The sequence below is a fragment of the Streptomyces sp. NPDC014889 genome, assembly GCF_043081205.1.
Lineage (GTDB): Bacteria > Actinomycetota > Actinomycetes > Streptomycetales > Streptomycetaceae > Streptomyces.
In genome coordinates this window covers 153,366-173,292 of sequence record NZ_JBIBWH010000005.1, presented here as the reverse complement: position 1 = coordinate 173,292, position 19,927 = coordinate 153,366, and the positions used below count along the sequence as shown (strand labels likewise).

Annotated in this window: 2 protein-coding genes (1 of these 2 running past the window's edge); both read right to left on the bottom strand. The window is 74.6% G+C overall.

Going from position 1 to position 19,927, the window contains the following annotated elements:
• Positions 1–16,884, bottom strand: a complete 16,884-nt coding sequence (locus tag ACF09J_RS11640) for an SDR family NAD(P)-dependent oxidoreductase (RefSeq protein ID WP_392305210.1) — start codon at positions 16,882–16,884, stop codon at positions 1–3.
• Between the two features lie 20 nt (positions 16,885–16,904).
• Positions 16,905–19,927, bottom strand: partial view of a type I polyketide synthase gene (locus ACF09J_RS11635; protein WP_392305209.1) — the final stretch only. The gene runs 25,330 nt beyond the window's last position; only the last 3,023 of its 28,353 coding nucleotides appear in the window; its start codon lies beyond the right edge, outside the window; it ends in the stop codon at positions 16,905–16,907.

Below are 19,927 nucleotides of genomic sequence, written 5' to 3'. Positions count from 1 at the left end.
TCAGGAGTTCGACGACCGGCCGAGTTCGTTGTCGATGAAGGCGAAGATCTCCTCGGCGCTCGCCGCCTCGATCCGTTCGCCGACGGCCGGTCCGTCCCCGGCCGGGCCGGTGGCGTCCCAGGCGGCCAGCAGCCGCCGCAGCCGTCCCGCGACGCCGCGGCGGGTGGCCTCGTCCATGCCGTCGGCGGACAGTTCCGCCTCCAACCGGTCGAGCGCCGCCAGCGGGGACGCGGACGTGCCGCCCTGCTCCCCGCCCGCCAGGGAGCCGGCCAGGTGCCGGGCGACGGCGGTGGGCGTCGGGTGGTCGAAGACGAGCGTGGACGGCAGCCGCACTCTGGTGGCCGCGGAGAGCCGGGTGCGCAGTTCGACCGCCATCAGCGAGTCGAAGCCCAGCCGGCTGAAGTCCCGGTCGGCGGGGACCGCGTCGGCACCGGAGTGGCCGAGCACGCCGGCCGTCTCCTGGCGGACCAGGGCGACGAGGGTCTCGTGCCGCTGCTCGGCGCCGAGGCCGGACAGGCGGCGGGCGAGCCCGTCGGCGCCGGCCGTGGCCGCCGCGCGGCGCCGGGCGCGGACCAGGGAGCGCAGCACCGCGGGGACGTCGCCGGTGTCGGGGGCCGCGGCGGACCGGGAGACGCGGAGCGCCACGGCGAGTGCCTCGTCCCGGGCGTTCGCCGCGTCGAACAGGGCGAGGCCCTGGCGTTCGGTGAGCGGCGGCATCCCGGAGCGTTCCATGCGCTCGATGTCGGCGTCGGTGAGCGTCCCGGTCATGCCGGCGCCCTGGCCCCACGGTCCCCAGGCGAGCGACAGGGCGGGCAGGCCCCGGGCCGCGCGGTGCGCGGCGAGCGCGTCGAGGAACGTGTTGGCGGCGGCGTAGTTGCCCTGTCCGGGGCCGCCGGTGACGCCGGCGACGGAGGAGTACAGGACGAATCCGGCGAGCGGCAGGGCCGAGGTCGCCTCGTGCAGGTGCCAGGCGGCGTCCGCCTTGGGCCGCAGCACGGTGTCGAGCCGGTCGGCGGTGAGCGAGCCGATCGTGGCGTCGTCGAGGACGCCGGCCGTGTGCACGACCGCGGTCAGCGGGTGCTCGGGCGGCAGCGTGGCGAGCAGCGCGTCGACGGCGGCCCGGTCGGAGACGTCGCAGGCCCGTACGGTGACCTCGGCGCCCAGGGCGGAGAGTTCCTCGGCCAGGGCGGCGGCGCCGGGTGCGTCGGGTCCGCGGCGGCCTGCCAGCAGCAGGTGCTTGATGCCGTGACCGGTCACCAGGTGGCAGGCGAGGACGGCTCCGAGGCCGCCGGTGCCACCGGTGATCAGTACGGTGCCGTCGCGGTCCCAGGCGCGGACCTGGTCGGCGGCCGCCGTGGCCGCGGACTCATCGGCCGTGGACCCGGTGCGGGTGAGGCGGGCGACGGTGAGCGCGCCGCCGCGGACGGCGGCCTGGGTCTCGCCCGCGTCGAACAGGGCGGGCAGCGCGGCCAGGACGGCGGGGTCGGTCGCGTCGGCGCCGTCGGCCGGGTCGAGGTCCAGGAGCAGGAAGCTGCCCGGGTTCTCGGACTGGGCGGAGCGGACCAGGCCCCAGACGGCCGCCGCCGCCAGGTCGGTCACGTCCTCCCGGCCGGCCGCGACGGCGCCACGGGTGACGATCGCGAGGCGGGAGTCCGCGGTGCGGGGTTCGGAGGTCCAGCGGCGCAGCAGGTCGAGCACCGTCGTGGTGGCGGCGCGGACCGCGGCGGGCAGGTCGTCCCCGGCGGCGGGGCCGCCCTCGACCGGCAGCAGCATCAGCGACGGCAGGGGCGCGCCGCTGTCGAGCAGTTCGGCGAGCGACCGCGCGCGGCCGGCGAGGACGCCGTCCACCGCGGCGAGCGCGGTGTCCAGGCCGGGCAGCCCGTCGCCGAGCACCGTCCAGAGGCCGCTGTCGCCGGGGCGCGCGGCCGGGGCGGGCGCGACCCAGTCCAGGCTGAGAAGTGCGGCGTCGTCCGCTGCGGGGGCGTCGGCGCCGTGTCCGGCGGTGGTGGCGCCCAGGGTGAGCGAGGCCACCGACAGCACGGGGCCGCCCTGCGGGTCGGTCGCCTCCAGCGCCCAGGTGTCCTCGCCGGTGGCGGTGAGCCGCACCCGCAGGAGGGCGGGGTGCGCGGCGTGCAGGACGAGCCCGTCCCAGGCGACGGCGTCGAGGGTGTCGTCGCCGTCTCCGTCGAGGACGACGGCGGCGCGGACCGCGGTGTCCAGGAGCGCCGGGTGCAGGGCGAACGCCTGCTCGGCCGGGCCCTGTTCGGTGATCTCTACCTCGGCGAAGAGCTCCCCGCCGCGCCGCCAGGCGGCGCGCAGCACGGCCGCGCCGGTGGGTTCGGGCAGCTCGTCGACCGGGGTGGCGTCCGCGGGCGGCCATACGGTGCCGGCCGCGGCGGGGGCGGCGGGCGCGTCGGTGAGCGCCGCGGAGGCCCGCTCGATCCACGGGGCGCCGTCGCCGTCCGCGCGGGTGTGCACGGTGAGGGTGCGCCGGCCGGTCCCGTCGGGGGCGCCCACCAGCACCTGGAGGCGCTGGGGGCGCTTGCCGGTGAGCAGCAGGGGCGCGCTGACGGTGAGGTTCTCGACGGTGGTGCGGTCGCAGGCGTCTGCGGCGTGCAGCGCGAGTTCGGCGAGGACCGCGGTGGGCAGGGTGGTGCTGCCGTCGTGCGCGCGGCCGGTGAGCCAGGGCTGCGCGGCGGCGGACAGGCGTCCGCTGAGCAGCGTCTCCTCCGAGCCGGCGACCGCGGTGGCGGCGGTGAGCAGCGGGTGCCCTCCGGCGTCCAGGCCGAGTCCGCCCGCGTCGCCGGGGGCGGCGGCGGTGTCCGGCCAGAAGCGGGTGCCCTGGAAGGCGTAGGTGGGCAGTTCGACGGTGCGGGCGCCGGTGCCGGCGAGAACGGCGGTCCAGTCGGCGTCGAGGCCGGCCGTGTGCAGCCGGGCCAGGGCAGTGAGGACGGAGACAGTCTCGTCGCGGTCCTTGCGCAGCGCCGGTACGACGAGCGTGCCGGTGTCGGGCAGGGATGCGGCGGCGAGCGCGGACAGCACGCCGTCGGGGCCGATCTCCAGGAAGGCGGTGACACCCCGGTCGGCGAGCGCGCGGACCCCGTCGGCGAAGCGCACGGCCTCACGGACGTGGCGCACCCAGTAGTCGGCGTGGGTGTGCGTGCCCGAGGAGGCGACCTCGCCGGTCACGTTGGACACGACGGGGATGCGCGGCTCGTCGTACGTGATGCTCTCGGCGACGGTGCGGAAGTCCTCCAGCATGGGGTCCATCAGCGGCGAGTGGAACGCGTGGCTGACGCGCAGGCGGGTGGTGCGACGGCCGTCCGACTCCAGGAGGGCGACGACCTGGTCGACGCCCTCCTCGGGGCCGGAGACGACCACGGAGGTCGGGCCGTTGACGGCGGCGACGGCGACGCCGTCGTCGAGCAGCGGCAGGACCTCGTCCTCGGTGGCCTCGACGGCGGCCATGGCGCCGCCCTCGGGCAGCGCGTCCATGAGCCGGGCGCGTGCGGCGACCAGCTTGCAGGCGTCCTCCAGCGAGAACACCCCGGCGACGTGCGCGGCCGCGATCTCACCGACCGAGTGACCGGCCACGTAGTCGGGGGTGATGCCCCAGGACTCCATCAGGCGGAACAGGGCGACCTCGACCGCGAACAGCGCGGGCTGGGTGCAGCGGGTGCGGTTGAGCTGCTCCGGGTCGTCGCCCCACATGATCTCCCGCAGGGAGAAGCCGAGTTCGGCGTGGAGCAGGTCGAGGACGCGGTCCAGGGCCTCGGCGAACACCGGGAAGCGGGCGTGCAGTTCACGGCCCATGCCGAGGCGCTGGGCGCCCTGCCCGGAGAACAGGAACGCCGGTGTGCGGGCGCCGGCCTCGGCGCGCGCGGCCTCGGTGACGCCGTCGGGGCCGGCCAGCAGGACGGCCCGGTGCTCGAAGGAGGACCGGCTCGTCACGAGGGACAGGCCGATATCGGCGCGGGACAGCTCCGGGTGTGCGGCGGCATGGGCGCGCAGCCGTTCCACCTGGGCGTCGAGCGCCTGCTCGGAGCGGGCCGAGACGACCCACGGGGTGACGGCGGGGGTCACGGTGTCGTCGGCGGGACGGTCGTCCGCCGCGGCCTCGGGGGCGTCTTCGAGGATGACGTGGGCGTTGGTGCCGCTGATCCCGAACGACGACACACCGGCCCTGCGGACCCGGCCCGTCTGGGGCCACGCGGTCTCCTCGGTGAGCAGCCGGACGGCGCCGAGCGACCAGTCGACGTGCGACGACGGCTCGGTGACGTGCAGGGTGCGCGGGAGCGTGCCGTTACGCATCGCCATGACCATCTTGACGAGTCCGGCGGCACCGGCCGCGGACTGGGTGTGGCCGATGTTGGACTTCACCGAGCCGAGCAGCAGCGGCTGCTGCGGGTCGCGGTCGGAGCCGTAGGTGGCGAGCAGGGCCTGCGCCTCGATCGGGTCACCGAGCGGGGTGCCGGTGCCGTGCGCCTCGACGGCGTCGACGTCGCCGGGGCGCAGGCCGGCGTTGGCCAGCGCCTGGCGGATGACGCGCTGCTGGGAGGGGCCGTTGGGCGCGGTCAGGCCGTTGGAGGCACCGTCCTGGTTGACGGCGGTGCCGCGCACGACGGCGAGCACGCGGTGTCCCGCGCGGCGGGCGTCGGAGAGGCGCTCCAGGACGAGCACCGCCGCGCCCTCGGACCAGCCGGTGCCGTCGGCGGAGTCGGAGAACGCCTTGCAGCGGCCGTCGTGGGCGAGGCCGCCCATCTTGGAGAACCCGGCGAAGTTGGCGGGGGTGGTCATGACGGTGACACCGCCGGCCAGCGCCATGCTGCACTCCCCCGCCCGCAGTGCCTGGGCGGCGAGGTGCAGGGAGACGAGCGAGGAGGAGCAGGCGGTGTCGACGGAGAGGGCGGGGCCCTCGAGGCCGAGCGTGTAGGCGAGGCGGCCGGAGACGACGCTGACGGCGAGACCGGTGGTGGCGTGGCTCGCGATGTCGTCGCGGGAGCGCATGACCAGGCTGGCGTAGTCCTGGCCGCTGACCCCCATGAAGACACCGGTACGGGATCCGCGCAGAGCGGTCGGGTCGAGCCCGGCGCGCTCCACGGCCTCCCAGGTCACTTCGAGCAGGATGCGCTGCTGCGGGTCCATGGCGAGGGCCTCGCGCGGCGCGATGCCGAAGAAGTCGGCGTCGAACTCGGCGATGTCACTCAGGAATCCGCCCTGCCCGGAAAGGTCTCCGAGCTCGCCGCCGATCATCGACGACTCCCACTCGCGGTCGGCGGGGAAGCCGGTGATGGCGTCGGTGCCGGAGGCCACGAGGTCCCACAGGTCCTCCGGCGATCCGACACCGCCGGGGAAGCGGCAGCCCATCCCGACGATGACCACAGGGTCGTCGTCGGACGCGGCGGCGGCGGTCTGGGGGGCGGTGAAGGCCTCCGCGGCGTCGGCGCCGAGCAGTTCGTCGAGAAGGTGCTCGGCGAGCTGCTGGGGCGTCGGGTAGTCGAAGACGAGCGTCGCGGTCAGGGTGAGCCCTGAGGCCTTGCCGAGCCGGTTGCGCAGTTCGATCGCGGTCAGCGAGTCGAAGCCGAGACCGCGGAACTCGCGGCGGGCGTCCACGGCGTCCGCGGAACCGTGCCCGAGAACCGTCGCGGCCTCGGCACGCACCAGGTCGACGACGAACGGGAGGCGCTGTTCCTCGGGCAGCACGGCGAGACGCTCGGCCAGTCCGGCGCGGGCGACTGCGGCGGCGCCGGCCCGTGCCCGGCGTCCGCCGGTGCGGACCAGTCCGCGCAGGATCGCGGGGACGCTCATGCCCGGGGGCAGCGAGCCGCCACCGCCGAGGCCCAGGGGCACGACGAGCGGTTCGTCGGCGAGCGTGGCCGCGTCGTACAGGGCCAGGCCCCGCTCGACGGACAGCAGCGGCATGCCGCTGTTGTCGTTGATGCGGCGCATGTCCTCGTCGCTCAGGCCGCTCGTCATGCCGCTGCCCTGCTCCCAGGCGTTCCAGGCGAGGGAGGTGGCGGGCAGGCCGAGGGACTGCCGGTGGGCGGCGAGGGCGTCCAGGAATGTGTTGCCCGCGGCGTAGTTGGCCTGGCCGGGGCTGCCGAAGACGCCGGAGGTCGAGGAGTACAGGACGAAGGCGGCCAGGTCGAGGTCGCGGGTGAGGTCGTGCAGGTGCCAGGCGGCGTCGACCTTCGGCCGCATGACCGTGTCGAGGCGGTCGGGCGTGAGGGAGGCGAGGATGCCGTCGTCGAGGACACCCGCCGTGTGTACGACCGCCGTCAGCGGGTGCTCGGCGGGGACGGAGGCGAACAGCCCGGCGAGGGCGTCGCGGTCGGCGGCGTCGCAGGCGGCGACCACGGCCTCGGCACCCAGCTCGCTCAGCGCCTGGACGAGGTCCGAGGCGCCCGGGGCGTCGGGTCCCCGGCGGCTGGTCAGCAGCAGGTGCCTGACGCCGTGCTCGGCGACCAGGTGCCGGGCCAGCTCGGACGCGAGACCACCCGTACCACCGGTGACCAGGACGGTGCCCTCGGGATCCATGGACCGGGGCATGGTCAGCACGATCTTGCCGATGTGCTTGGCCATGCTCATGAAGCGGAAGGCCTCACGGGAGCGGCGGACGTCCCAGGCGCGGACCGGCAGCGGGGACAGCACGTCCCTCTCGAAGAGGCCGACCAGGTCGAGCAGCATCTCCTGGATGTGGTCGGAATCGACCATGCCCAGGTCGAAGAACCGGTAGGTGATGCCGTCCGAGGCGGAGTCGGCGTCCCGGATGTCGGTCTTGCCCATCTCCAGGAACCGGCCGCCCGTGCCGAGCAGCCGCATCGACGCGTCGACGAACTCACCGGCCAGGGCGTTCAGGACGACGTCGAGGCCCTTGTCCCCCGCGACCTCGGCGAAGGCCGCCTCGAAGTCGAGGGTGCGCGAGGAGGCGATGTGGTCGTCGGTGACCCCGAGGGAGCGCAGCACGTCCCACTTGCCCTCGCCGGCCGTGGCGAAGACCTCCGCACCGAGGTGATGGGCGATCTGGATCGCGGCCATGCCGACGCCACCGGCACCGGCGTGGATCAGGACCTTCTCGCCCGCCTTCAGCCCGGCGAGGTCCTTGAGCGCGTAGTAGGCGGTCAGGAACACCAGCGGCACGGACGACGCGGTCTCCCAGGACCAGTCGTCGGGGACCCGGGTCAGCAGTCGCTCGTCGGCGACACCTAGCGGACCGAACCCGCCGAACACCATGCCCATGACCCGGTCGCCGGGGGCGAGCCCGGTGACGTCCGGGCCGACCTCGGTGACGACGCCCGCCCCCTCGGAGCCGAACAGACCCGCCTCACCGGGATACATGCCGAGAGCGTTGAGGACATCGCGGAAGTTGAGGCCGGCGGCGCGGATGCCGATGCGCACCTGGCGGCCGGTGAGCGGTTCCAGCGCCTCCGGGTACGGCAGCAGGGCGAGGCCGTCGAGGCTGCCCTTGGTGCGGCTGCTCAGCCGCCACGGCGTCCCGGCCGGCGGAACCAGGGAGGCACCGGACTCCAGCCGGGCGAGCCGGCCGACCCGGACGGTGCCCTTGCGGACCTGCGCCTGCGGTTCCTCCGCGTCGAACAACCCTGCAAGCAAAGGCAGTCGGGCCATGGACTCGGCCGTGTCGTCGACATCGGCGAGCAGCAGCCGGCCCGGGTTCTCGGACTGGGCGGAACGCACCAGACCCCAGACAGGCGCCGCGACGAGATCGAGCGGGCCGCGCTCACCGTCGGCGACGGCATTCCGGGTGACCACGACGAGCCGGGAGGAGGCGAAAGCGGGCTCGGCCAGCCACCCCTGCACCAGAGCGAGCACCTCACGGGCCAACTCATGTGCGGCTTCAGGCCCTTGATCGGCGTCGCCTCGGACCGTCACCGCGACCATGTCCGGCGCGGCGCCGCTCCGGGCGGCCAGTTCGTCGAGCGTCGCGGCCGGGGCGTGCACGCCCGCGACCGCCTCGGAGTCGACGGCGAGCACGGCCGCCAGGCCGAACGGGTCCTCACCCAGCACGGCCCAGGTGGCGGGAGCGGCCGGGGCGGCGACCGTACGAGGGGTCCAGTCGACGCGGAGCAGGGAGTTGGCGTCGTCACGGCGCGACTCGGCGCCGGGCTCCGGGCCCGCTGCACGCAGGGTCAGCGACTCCACGGAGACGACCGGCCGGCCTCCCGGGTCGACCGCCGCTATCTGCACCGCGTCCTCACCGCCGGAGGTGATCCGCACCCGCAGGGTGCTCGCGCCGTCCGCGTGCAGGGACACGCCCTCCCAGGCGAACGGCAGCAGACTGCGGTCGTCGCCCTCGGCGGACAGGAAGACCGTGGAGTGCAGGGCGGCGTCGAAGAGCGCCGGGTGCAGACCGAACGCGCCGGCGTCCTCGACGGAGTCGGGCAGTTCGACCTCGGCGTAGACCGTGTCGTCCTGGCGCCACACGGCACGCAGTCCACGGAAGACCGGGCCGTACTCCAGACCGTCGGCGGCGTAGCGCTCGAACATGCCGTCGATGTCGACGGCCTCCGCGTCACGCGGCGGCCACACGGTGGTGTCGAAGCCGATGACCTGCTCACCCGAGCCGATACGGCCGGTGGCGTGCTGGGTCCACTCGGCGTCGAAGTCCTCGCCGGGCCGGGTGAAGAACCGCAGCTCGCGCGAGCCCTCCTCGTCGGCCGCGCCGACGGAGATCTGCACCTGCACGCCACCCGTGGCGGGCAGCACCAGCGGCGCGGCGATCATCAGCTCCTCGACCCGGTCGCAGCCCGCCTGGTCGGCGGCGCGCACGGCCAGCTCCAGGAACCCGGTACCGGGGAAGAAGATCATGCCGCCGACCACGTGGTCGGCGAGCCACGGATGCATGGCGGCCGACAGGGAACCGGTCAGCAGCAGTTCGTCCGACCCGGCCACCGACATGGCGGCGCCGAGCAGCGGGTGGTCGGCCGAGGCGAGGCCGAGACCGGAGGCGTCCAGGGCGGCAGGGGCCGGCTTGGGCCAGTAACGCTCGTGCTGGAAGGCGTAGGTGGGCAGTTCGACGACGCGTGCGCCGGTGCCGGACAGGGGGGCCGCCCAGTCGACGTCGACACCGGCGACGTGCAGTCGGGCGACGCCGCCGAGGACGGACACGGTCTCGTCGCGGTCCTTGCGCAGCGCCGGTACGACGACCGCGTCGGAGTCGGGCAGGGATGCGGCGGCGAGCGCGGACAGCACACCGTCGGGGCCGATCTCCAGGAAAGCGGTGACACCCCGGTCGGCGAGCGCGCGGACCCCGTCGGCGAACCGGACGGCCTCACGGACGTGGCGCACCCAGTAGTCGGCGTGGGTGTGCGTACCCACGGCGGCCACCTCGCCGGTCAGGTTGGAGACGACCGGGATCCGCGGCTCGTCGTACGAGAGCGTCTCCGCGACGGCGCGGAAGTCCTCCAGCATCGGGTCCATCAGCGGCGAGTGGAAGGCGTGGCTCACCCGCAGACGGCTGGTGCGGCGACCCCGCTCGGCAAGCTTCTCCGCGACCGCGAGAGTGGCCCCCTCCTCACCGGAGACGACAACGGAAGTCGGGCCGTTGACCGCCGCCACGGCGACACCCTCGGTGAGCAGCGGCAGCACCTCGTCCTCGGTCGCTTCCACGGCGACCATGGCACCGCCACCCGGCAGCGCCTGCATCAGACCCGCACGCGCGGCGACCAGCCGGCAGGCGTCCTCCAGCGGGAACACCCCCGCCACATGCGCGGCCGCGATCTCGCCGACCGAGTGACCGGCCACGAAGTCCGGGGTGATGCCCCAGGACTCCACCAGGCGGTACAGGGCGACCTCAACCGCGAACAGGGCGGGCTGGGTGAACGCGGTGGCGTTCAGGGCGCTTTCGTCGGTGCCCCACATCACCTCGCGGACGGATGCGTTGAGTTCGTTCTCCAGGAGGGCGGCGACGGAGTCGAACGCCTCGGCGAACACCGGGAAATGGGCGTGAAGTTCACGGCCCATGCCGAGACGCTGGGCGCCCTGCCCGGAGAACAGGAAGGCGGTACGGCGCGGTTCGGCGACACCCCGGGCGACCTCGGTGAGGGTGCCGTCGGCGGCGAGCAGGATGGCCCGGTGCTCGAAGCCGGCGCGGCCGGTGGCCAGGGTGTACGCGGTGTCGAGCGCGGGCAGCGCGTCGGCGGACTCCCGCAGCCGCTCCACCTGGGCGTCGAGCGCGGCCTCGGACTTCGCCGAGACGGGCCAGGCGACCGCGCCGGGCGCCGGCCGGTCGGCAGCCGGCGCGGACACCGGCTCCTCGGGAGGGCCCTCGAGAATGACGTGGGCGTTGGTGCCGCTGATGCCGAACGACGACACACCGGCCCGGCGCGCCCGTCCGGTCTCCGGCCACACGGTCTCCTCGGTGAGCAGCCGGACGGCGCCGAGCGACCAGTCGACGTGCGACGACGGCTCGGTGACGTGCAGAGTGCGCGGGAGCGTGCCCTTGCCCATCGCCATGACCATCTTGACGAGTCCGGCGGCACCGGCGGCGGCCTGGGTGTGCCCGATGTTCGACTTCACCGAGCCGAGCAGCAGCGGCTGCTGCGGATCGCGGTCGCTGCCGTAGGTGGCCAGCAGTGCCTGCGCCTCGATCGGGTCACCGAGCGGGGTGCCGGTGCCATGGGCCTCGACGGCGTCCACGTCACTCGTGTTCAGGCCGGCGTTGGCCAGCGCCTGGCGGATGACGCGCTGCTGGGACGGGCCGTTCGGGGCCGTGAGGCCGTTGGAGGCGCCGTCCTGGTTGACGGCGGAGCCACGCACCACGGCGAGCACGCGGTGTCCCGCGCGGCGGGCGTCGGAGAGGCGCTCCACCACGAACACCGCCGCGCCCTCGGACCAGCCGGTGCCGTCGGCGGAGTCGGAGAACGCCTTGCAGCGGCCGTCCTGGGCGAGACCGCCCATCCGGGAGAACCCGGCGAAGTTGGCCGGGGTGGTCATCACGGTGACACCACCCACCAGCGCCATGCTGCACTCCCCCGACCGCAGCGCCTGCGCGGCGAGGTGCAGGGACACCAGCGACGAGGAGCAGGCCGTGTCGACGGACAGGGCAGGGCCCTCCAGGCCGAGCGCGTAGGAGAGGCGGCCGGAGACCACGCTGACCGCGAGACCGGCGGTGGCGTGGCCCGCGACGTCGTCACGGGACCCCATGACCAGGCTGGAGTAGTCCTGGCCGTTGACGCCCATGAAGACACCCGTACGGCTGCCGCGCAGGCCGGCCGGGTCGACACCGGCGCGCTCGACGGCCTCCCAGGTGACTTCGAGCAGGATGCGCTGCTGCGGGTCCATGGCCAGGGCCTCGCGCGGCGAGATCCCGAAGAACCCGGCGTCGAAGCCGGCGATGTCGCTCAGGAAACCGCCCTTCGCGGACACACCGCCGACGAGCCTCGACGACTCCCACTCGCGGTCGGCGGGGAACCCGGTGATCGCGTCGGTACCGGACGCCAGGAGGTCCCACAGCTCCTCGGGCGATCCGACGCCACCCGGGAAACGGCAGCCCATGCCGACGATGACGACAGGATCGTCGTTCACGTCGGCAGTGCTCTGAGGGGCGGCGAAGACCTCGATGGCATCGGCGCCCAGCAGTTCGTCCAGGAGATGGTCGGCGAGCTGATCGGGCGTCGGGTAGTCGAAGACGAGCGTGGCGGGCAGGGTGAGACCGGTCGCCCTGCCGAGCCGGTTGCGCAGCTCGATCGCGGTCAGCGAGTCGAAGCCGAGACCACGGAATTCGCGGCGGGCGTCCACGGCATCGGCGGAACCGTGCCCGAGCACCGCGGCTGCCTCGGCGCGCACCAGATCGACGACGAACGGCCGACGCTGCTCCTCGGGCAGCACGGCGAGACGCTCGGCCAGTCCGGCACGGGCGACCGCGGCGGTGGCCGCACGGGCCCGGCGTCCGCCGGTGCGGACCAGTCCGCGCAGGATCGCGGGGACGCCGGCGCCGGCGGGCAACGGGCCGCCGCCCGGACCGAGCGGCACCACGAGCGGCTCGTCGGCGAGCATGGCGGCGTCGTACAGGGCCAGGCCCCGCTCGACGGACAGCAGCGGCATCCCGCCGGCGTCACTGATCCGGCGCGCGTCCTGACCGCTCAACTGGCCGGTCATGCCGACGCCCTGCTCCCAGGCACCCCAGGCGAGCGAGGTGGCGGGCAGGCCGAGGGCCCGGCGGTGGGCGGCGAGGGCGTCCAGGAAGGTGTTGCCCGCCGCGTAGTTGGCCTGCCCGGGGCTCCCCATGACACCGGCCGTCGAGGAGTACAGGACGAACGCGGCCAGGTCGAGATCGCGGGTGAGGTCGTGCAGGTGCCAGGCGGCGTCGACCTTCGGCCGCATGACGCTGTCAAGGCGGTCGGGCGTGAGGGAGGCGACGATGCCGTCGTCGAGGACACCCGCCGTGTGCACCACGGCAGTCAGCGGATGCTTGGCCGGAATGGAGGCGAGCAGCCCGGCGAGCGCGTCACGGTCGGCGACGTCACACGCGGCGACCGTGGCCTCGGCACCGAGATCGGCCAGCGCCTGTACGAGGTCGGCTGCACCCGGGGCGTCGGGTCCACGGCGGCTGGTCAGGAGCAGGTGCCTGACGCCGTGCTCGGCGACCAGGTGCCGGGCCAGCTCGGACGCGAGACCACCCGTACCACCGGTCACCAGGACGGTGCCCTCGGGGTCCAGCGGCCGAACGGCGGCGTCACCGGACTCCAGCCGGGCGAGACGGCCGACGCGGACCGTGCCCTCACGGACGACCGCCTGCGGCTCCTCCGCGTCGAACAGCCCTGCCAGCAGCGGCAGTCGGGCCAGCGAGTCGGCCGTGTCGTCGACATCGGCGAGCAGCAGCCGGCCCGGGTTCTCGGACTGGGCGGAGCGCACCAGACCCCACACGGGGGCGGCGGCCAGATCGAGCGGGCCGCGCTCACCGTCGGCGACAGCGCTGCGGGTGACCACGACGAGCCGGGAGGAGGCGAAGGCGGGCTCGGCCAGCCACCGCTGCATCAGAGCGAGCACCTCACGGGCCAACTCATGAGCAGCATCGGGCCGTTGATCGGCATCACCACAGACCGTCAGCACGACCATGTCCGGCACTGCCCCGTCCCGGGCAGCCAACTCCTGGAGTGTCGCAGCCGGGGCGTGCACGCCCGCGACCGCCTCTGAGTCCGCCACGAGCGCGGGCGTCAGGTCGAATGGGTCATCGCCCAGCACCGCCCACGTGGCCGGAGCGGCCGGGGCGGCGACCGTACGAGGCGTCCAGTCCACGCGGAACAACGAGTTGGCGTCGGCGCGACGCGGCGCGGCACCGGCTACGGCGTCCGGGGCGCGCAGCGTCAGCGACTCCACGGAGACGACCGGCTGACCCGCGGGGTCGACCGCCGCGATCTGCACCGCGTCCTCACCGCACGAGACGATCCGCACCCGCAGGGTGCTCGCCCCGTCCGCGTGCAGGGACACGCCCTCCCAGGCGAACGGCAACAGGCTGCTGTCCTCGGACAGGAATACGGTGCCGTGCAGGGCGGCGTGCAGGAGCGCCGGGTGCAGTCCGAAGGCGTCGGCGTCCTCGATGGACTCGGGCAGATCGACCTCGGCGTAGACCGTGTCGTCTTGGCGCCACACGGCACGCAGTCCACGGAAGACCGGGCCGTACTCCAAGCCGTCCGAGGCAAAACGGTCGAACAGCCCCTCGATGTCGACGGCCTCCGCGTCACGCGGCGGCCACACGGTGGTGTCGAAGCCGATGAGGTGTTCACCCGAGCCGATGCGGCCGGTGGCGTGCTGGGTCCACTCGGCGTCGAAGTCCTCGCCTGGCCGGGTGAAGAACCGCAGTTCGCGCGAGCCTGTCCCGTCGGCGGCTCCGACGGAGATCTGCATCTGCACGGCACCCGTGGCGGGCAGCACCAGCGGCGTGTCGATGGCCAGTTCCTCGACCCGGTCGCAGCCGGCCTGGTCGGCGGCGCGCACGGCCAGTTCCAGGAATCCGGTGCCGGGGAAGACGACGGTGCCGCCGACGCTGTGGTCGGCGAGCCACGGGTGGGTGGCGAGCGACAGGGTGCCGGTGAGCAGGAGTTCGTCCGACCCGGCCACCGACATGGCGGCGCCGAGCAGCGGGTGGTCGGCGGAGGCGAGGCCGAGACCGGTAGCGTCGACGGCGGTCGCGGTCGCCTTGGGCCAGTAGCGCTCGTGCTGGAAGGCGTAGGTGGGCAGTTCGGCGGTACGGGCGCCGGTGCCGTCGTGGAACGCCGCCCAGTCGACGGTGACACCGGCCGTGTGCAGCCGGGCCAGCGCGGTGACGGCGCTGTGCTCCTCGGGGCGGTCCTTGCGCAGGAACGGGATGGTGACGGCGGTGGCGGACTGCTGGGCCAGGGCGGCGAGCACGCCGTCGGGGCCGAGTTCGAGCAGGACGTCGGCGCCGGCCTCGGCGAGGGCGCGGACGCCGTCGGCGAACCGGACGGCCTCGCGGACATGACGCACCCAGTACTCCGGGTCGGTCAACTGCCCGTCGGTGGCGACGGTTCCGGTCAGGTTGGAGACGACCGGGATCCGCGGCTCGTCGTACGAGAGCGTCTCCGCGACGGCGCGGAAGTCCTCCAGCATCGGGTCCATCAGCGGCGAGTGGAAGGCGTGGCTCACCCGCAGACGGCTGGTGCGGCGACCCCGCTCGGCAAGCTTCTCCGCGACCGCGAGAGTGGCCCCCTCCTCACCGGAGACGACAACGGAAGTCGGGCCGTTGACCGCCGCCACGGCGACACCCTCGGTGAGCAGCGGCAGCACCTCGTCCTCGGTCGCCTCCACGGCGACCATGGCACCGCCACCCGGCAGCGCCTGCATCAGACCCGCACGCGCGGCGACCAGCCGGCAGGCGTCCTCCAACGAGAACACCCCCGCCACATGCGCGGCCGCGATCTCGCCGACCGAGTGACCGGCCACGAAGTCCGGGGTGATGCCCCAGGACTCCACCAGGCGGTACAGGGCGACCTCAACCGCGAACAGGGCGGGCTGGGTGCACCCCGTCTCGTTCAGCGGGGCTTCCTCGTCGCCCCAGACGATGTCGCCGAGGCTCGCGCCGAGTTCCTCGTCGAGCAGGTCGAGGACGTGGTCCAGGGCTTCGGCGAACACCGGGAAACGGGCGTGGAGTTCACGGCCCATGCCGAGGCGCTGGGCGCCCTGCCCGGAGAACAGGAAGGCGCTGCGGGTGCGGCCGACGGGCTGCCCCTCGTGGGCGTCCGGGGCGGGGTCGCCCGCCAGCCAGGAGGTGAGCGCCTCGCGGCCGGTGGTGCCGTCCGCGTCGGTGACGACGGCGAGCCGGTGCTCCAGGGCCGCGCGGGTGGTGGCCAGCGAGTACGCGGTGTCCAGTGCGCCGGGGGCGCCCGGGGTGTCCAGGTGGACGAGGAGGGCGGCGGCCTGCTCGCGCAGGGCGGCGGCGGAGCGCGCCGACAGGATCCAGGGCAGGACGCCGGCGGTGCGGGGCGCGGCCGGTGCCTCTTCCGGCTGAGCGGCGGGGGTGTCGGGCGCCTGCTCGACGATGACGTGCGCGTTGGTGCCGCTGACGCCGAAGGAGGAGACGCCGGAGCGGCGGGGGCGGTCGGGCGCGGTGGGCCAGGGGCGGTTCTCGGTGAGCAGTTCGACCTTGCCCGCCGTCCAGTCGACGTGGGTGGAGGGCCGGTCGACGTGCAGGGTCCTCGGCAGCACCCCGTTGCGCATCGCCATGACCATCTTCATGATCCCGGCGACGCCGGACGCGGCCTGGGTGTGGCCCATGTTCGACTTGATCGAGCCGAGCAGCAGCGGCTGTTCGCGGTCCTGGCCGTAGGTGGCGAGGATGCTCTGCGCCTCGATGGGGTCGCCGAGCGGGGTGCCGGTGCCGTGCGCCTCGACCGCGTCGACGTCGGCGGGGTTCAGGCCCGCGTTGGAGAGGGCCTGCTTGATGACGCGCTGCTGGGAGGGGCCGTTGGGGGCGGTGAAGCCGTTGGAGGCGCCGTCCTGGTTGACGGCGGAGCCCCGGATGACGGCGAGCACGGGGTGGCCGTTGCGCTGCGCGTCGGACAGACGCTCCAGGACGAGTACGGCCGCGCCCTCGGACCAGCCGGTGCCGTCGGCGGAGTCGGCGAACGCCTTGCAGCGGCCGTCGCCGGCGAGGCCGCCCTGCCGGCTGAACTCGACCAGGGAGCCCGGCGTCGACATCACGTTGACGCCGCCGGCGAGCGCGAGGGTGCACTCGCCGTTGCGCAGCGACTGCACGGCGAGGTGCAGCGCGACCAGCGAGGAGGAGCAGGCGGTGTCGACGGTGATCGCCGGCCCCTCCAGGCCGAAGGTGTACGACAGCCGGCCGGAGACGGCGCTGGCGGCGATGCCGGTGCCGACGTCGCCGGTGGCGTCGTCGAGGGACCGCACCAGCAGGTAGGCGTAGTCCTGCCCGTTGGTGCCGATGAACGTGCCGGTGCGGGTGCCGCGCAGCCCGGTGGCGTCGATGCGGGCGCGCTCGATCGCCTCCCAGGACGTCTCCAGGAGCAGCCGCTGCTGCGGGTCCATGGTGACGGCCTCGCGCGGCGAGATCCCGAAGAAGCCGGGGTCGAAGTCGGCGATCGAGTCGAGGAACCCGCCGCGTTGGCTGACCGAGGTGTCCCGGTCGTCGACGCCGCCGGTGCGCAGCGCCTCCAGGTCCCAGCCGCGGTCGTCCGGGAACTCGGAGATCACGTCGGTGCCGCCGGCGACCATCTCCCACAGGGCCTGCGGGGAGTGGACGCCGCCGGGGAACCGGCAGCCCATGCCGACCACGGCGATCGGCTCCCGGGCCGCGGCCACGATCGTCCGGTTGCGGCGCCGCAGCCGCTCGGTCTCCTTGACCGCGGCGCGCAGTGCCTCGACTACGTTCTCAGCGGGGGCGTTCATCTCTGCTCCATCACTTCGCGCTACAGGTCGGACTGGCCGCCCAGCGCGGCCCGCACCAGGTCTGTCACTGTCATCGAGTCGACGGACTCGTCGTCTTCGTCGTCGCCGGCCCCACCGCCGCGTCCGGCGAGCTGGAGCAGGGGCTCCAGGACGCCGATCTCCCGCAGCCGGTCGAGCGGTACGGAGGCCAGTACGGCCCTGATCTCGGTCTCCTCGTCGGACTCGGCCGGCTCGTCGGGGACGAGCCGGGCGAGGACGAACTCACCCAGTGCCAGCGGCGTCGGGTGGTCGAAGACCAGCGTCGCGGGCAGGCTCAGGCCGGTCGCGGCGCCGAGCTGGTTGCGCAGCTCGACCGCGCCGAGTGAGTCCACTCCGAGGTCGCGGAAGGACCGTTCGGCGCCGACGGCGCCGGTGTCCGGGTAGCCGAGGACCTGCGCGGCACGGGTGCGCACCAGGTCCACGACGGTGTCGAGGCGGCGGGCCGGCGGCATGCCCGCCAGCCGGTCGGCGAGGGTGCCCTCCGGGGACTCGGGCGCCGCGGCGGCGACGGTCTCCCGGTAGCCGGGGAACTCCCGCAGCAGGGCGCTGGGCCGGGTGCCGCCGAAGGCGGCGGCGAACCGGTCGAGGGCGACCTCGGCGACCACCGCGGTCGGTTCCTTGCCGGTGACCAGCCGCAGCAGCGACTCCACGGCGAGGTCCGGGTCCATGGCGGCGACGCCGGCCCGGCGGGCCGCGTCGTCCGCGCCGTGGCCGTCGGCCATGCCGCCGCCGCCCCAGGCGCCCCAGGACACGGAGGTCGCGGGCAGGTTCAGTGCCCGGCGGGTCTCGGCGAGGGCGTCCAGGACCGCGTTGGCGGCCGCGTAGTTGGCCTGGCCGGGGTTGCCGACCGCGGAGGAGGCGGACGAGAACAGGACGAACGCGGCCAGGTCGAGGTCGCGGGTCAGCTCGTCGAGCAGCAGCGCCGAGGTCACCTTCGCGCGGAAGACCCGCTGGTACCGCTCCGGGGTGAGCCGGTCGATGACGCCGTCGTCGAGCACGCCCGCCGCGTGGATCACCGCGGTCAGCGGCCGGTCGGCCGGGATCGCGTCGAGCACCGCGGACAACTGGTCCCGGTCTGAGGCGTCGCAGGCGGCGAGGGTGACGCCGGTGCCGAGCGCCTGGAGTTCGTCGCGCAGGGCGGTGGCGCCGGGCGCCTCGGGGCCGCGGCGGCTCAGCAGCACCAGGTGCTGGACGCCGTCCTTGGCGAGGCGGCGGGCCACATGGGCGCCGAGGGCGCCGGTGCCGCCGGTGATCAGCACGGTGCCGGTCGGGTCCCAGGTGCCGCTCCGCCCGCGGTCCGGGGCCGGCACGAGGCGGCGGGCGAGGACGGCGGAGCCGCGCACGGCGACCTGGTCCTCCCCGTCGAGTCCGGCGAGGACGGCGGCGAGTCCGGCGGCGGCCCGCTCGTCGGCGCGCTCGGGCAGGTCCACCAGGCCGCCCCAGCGGTGCGGGTACTCCAGTGCGGCCACCCGGCCCAGGCCCCACACGGCGGCCTGGAGCGGCCGGCGCGGGCGGTCGGTGCGGTTGGCGGACACGGCGCTGCGGGTGACGCACCACAGCGGGGCCTCGATCCCGGCGTCACCGAGGGCCTGGAGCAGCGTGCCGGTGAGGGCGACGCCCTCGGGCACGTCGCCGTGCACGGTCTCGCGCAGGGCGAGCAGGGAGACGACGCCGGCGAAGCGGGTGCCGTCCGGGGTGGCCTCGCGCAGGGTGGCGGCCATGGCCTCCCGGTCGGCGTCGCCGGTCTCGGCGCGCACCACCCGGGTGCCGAGGGCGTCCAGCGCGGTCGTCACCCACGGGTCCTCGCCGAGGCCCTCGGGGACGACGGCCAGCCAGGTGCCGGTGAGCGGCTTGCGGTGGGCCATCGCCGCGCCGGCCGGACGCTTCCACACGATGCGGTGGCGCCAGCTGTCGAGGCGTGTCTCCTCGGACGTGCGGCGGCGCCAGTCGAGCAGCGCCGGCAGCACCTTGGACAGGGCGTCGCCCTCGACGTCGAGGACGGACTCCAGCGAGCCGAAGTCCTCCTGTGCGACGGCGTCCCAGAAGGCGCTGTCGGTGCCGTCGGCCTCGGCGGCGGACCCGGCGCCCTGCGCGGTGGCGGGCAGGGTGTCCGGCCAGAACCGGCCGCGCTGGAAGGCGTAGGTCGGCAGGTCGAGCCAGGAGCCGGGGGCGGCGTCGAAGAAGGCGTCCCAGCGGGGTCCTGCGGCGTGCGTGTGCAGCCGGCCGAGGGCGGCGACCAGGGTCTCCACCTCATCGCGGTTGCGGCGCTGCGCGGGCACGGCGACGCTGTCCGGTGCGCTCTGCTCGGCGAGCGCGGACAGCACCGCGTCGGGGCCGAGTTCGAGGAAGACGCGGACGCCCCGGCCGGCCAGCGCGGTGACACCGTCGGCGAACCGGACGGTGCCGCGCACGTGGCGCACCCAGTAGTCGGCGCCGCACAGGTCCTCGGCGGCCGCCACGTCGCCGGTCACGTTCGACACGACGGCGATGCGGGGTGCCTCGTAGCGCAGGCTCTCGGCGACCTTGCGGAACTCGGCGAGCATCGGGTCCATCAGCGCCGAGTGGAAGGCGTGGCTGACCTTGATGCGGGTGGTGCGGCGGCCCCGCTCGGCGAGGACGGCGGCCACGGCGAGCACCGCGTCCTCCGCACCGGAGAGCACCACGGACGTGGGCCCGTTGACCGCGGCGATCGACACCGCGTCGGTGAGGTGGGCGGCGACCTCCTTCTCGGTGGCCTCGACCGCGACCATGGCGCCGCCGCGCGGCAGTTCCTGCATCAGGCGGGCCCGGGCGGCGACCAGCCGGCAGGCGTCGTCCAGGGAGAGGACGCCGGCGACGTGGGCGGCGGCGATCTCGCCGACGGAGTGTCCTGCGACGAAGTCCGGCGTCACGCCCCAGGACTCCACCAGGCGGTACAGGGCGACCTCGAAGGCGAACAGCGCGGGCTGGGTGTGCCCGGTGTCGTTCAGGGTCTCCCGGTCGCCGTGCCAGACGATGTCCCGCA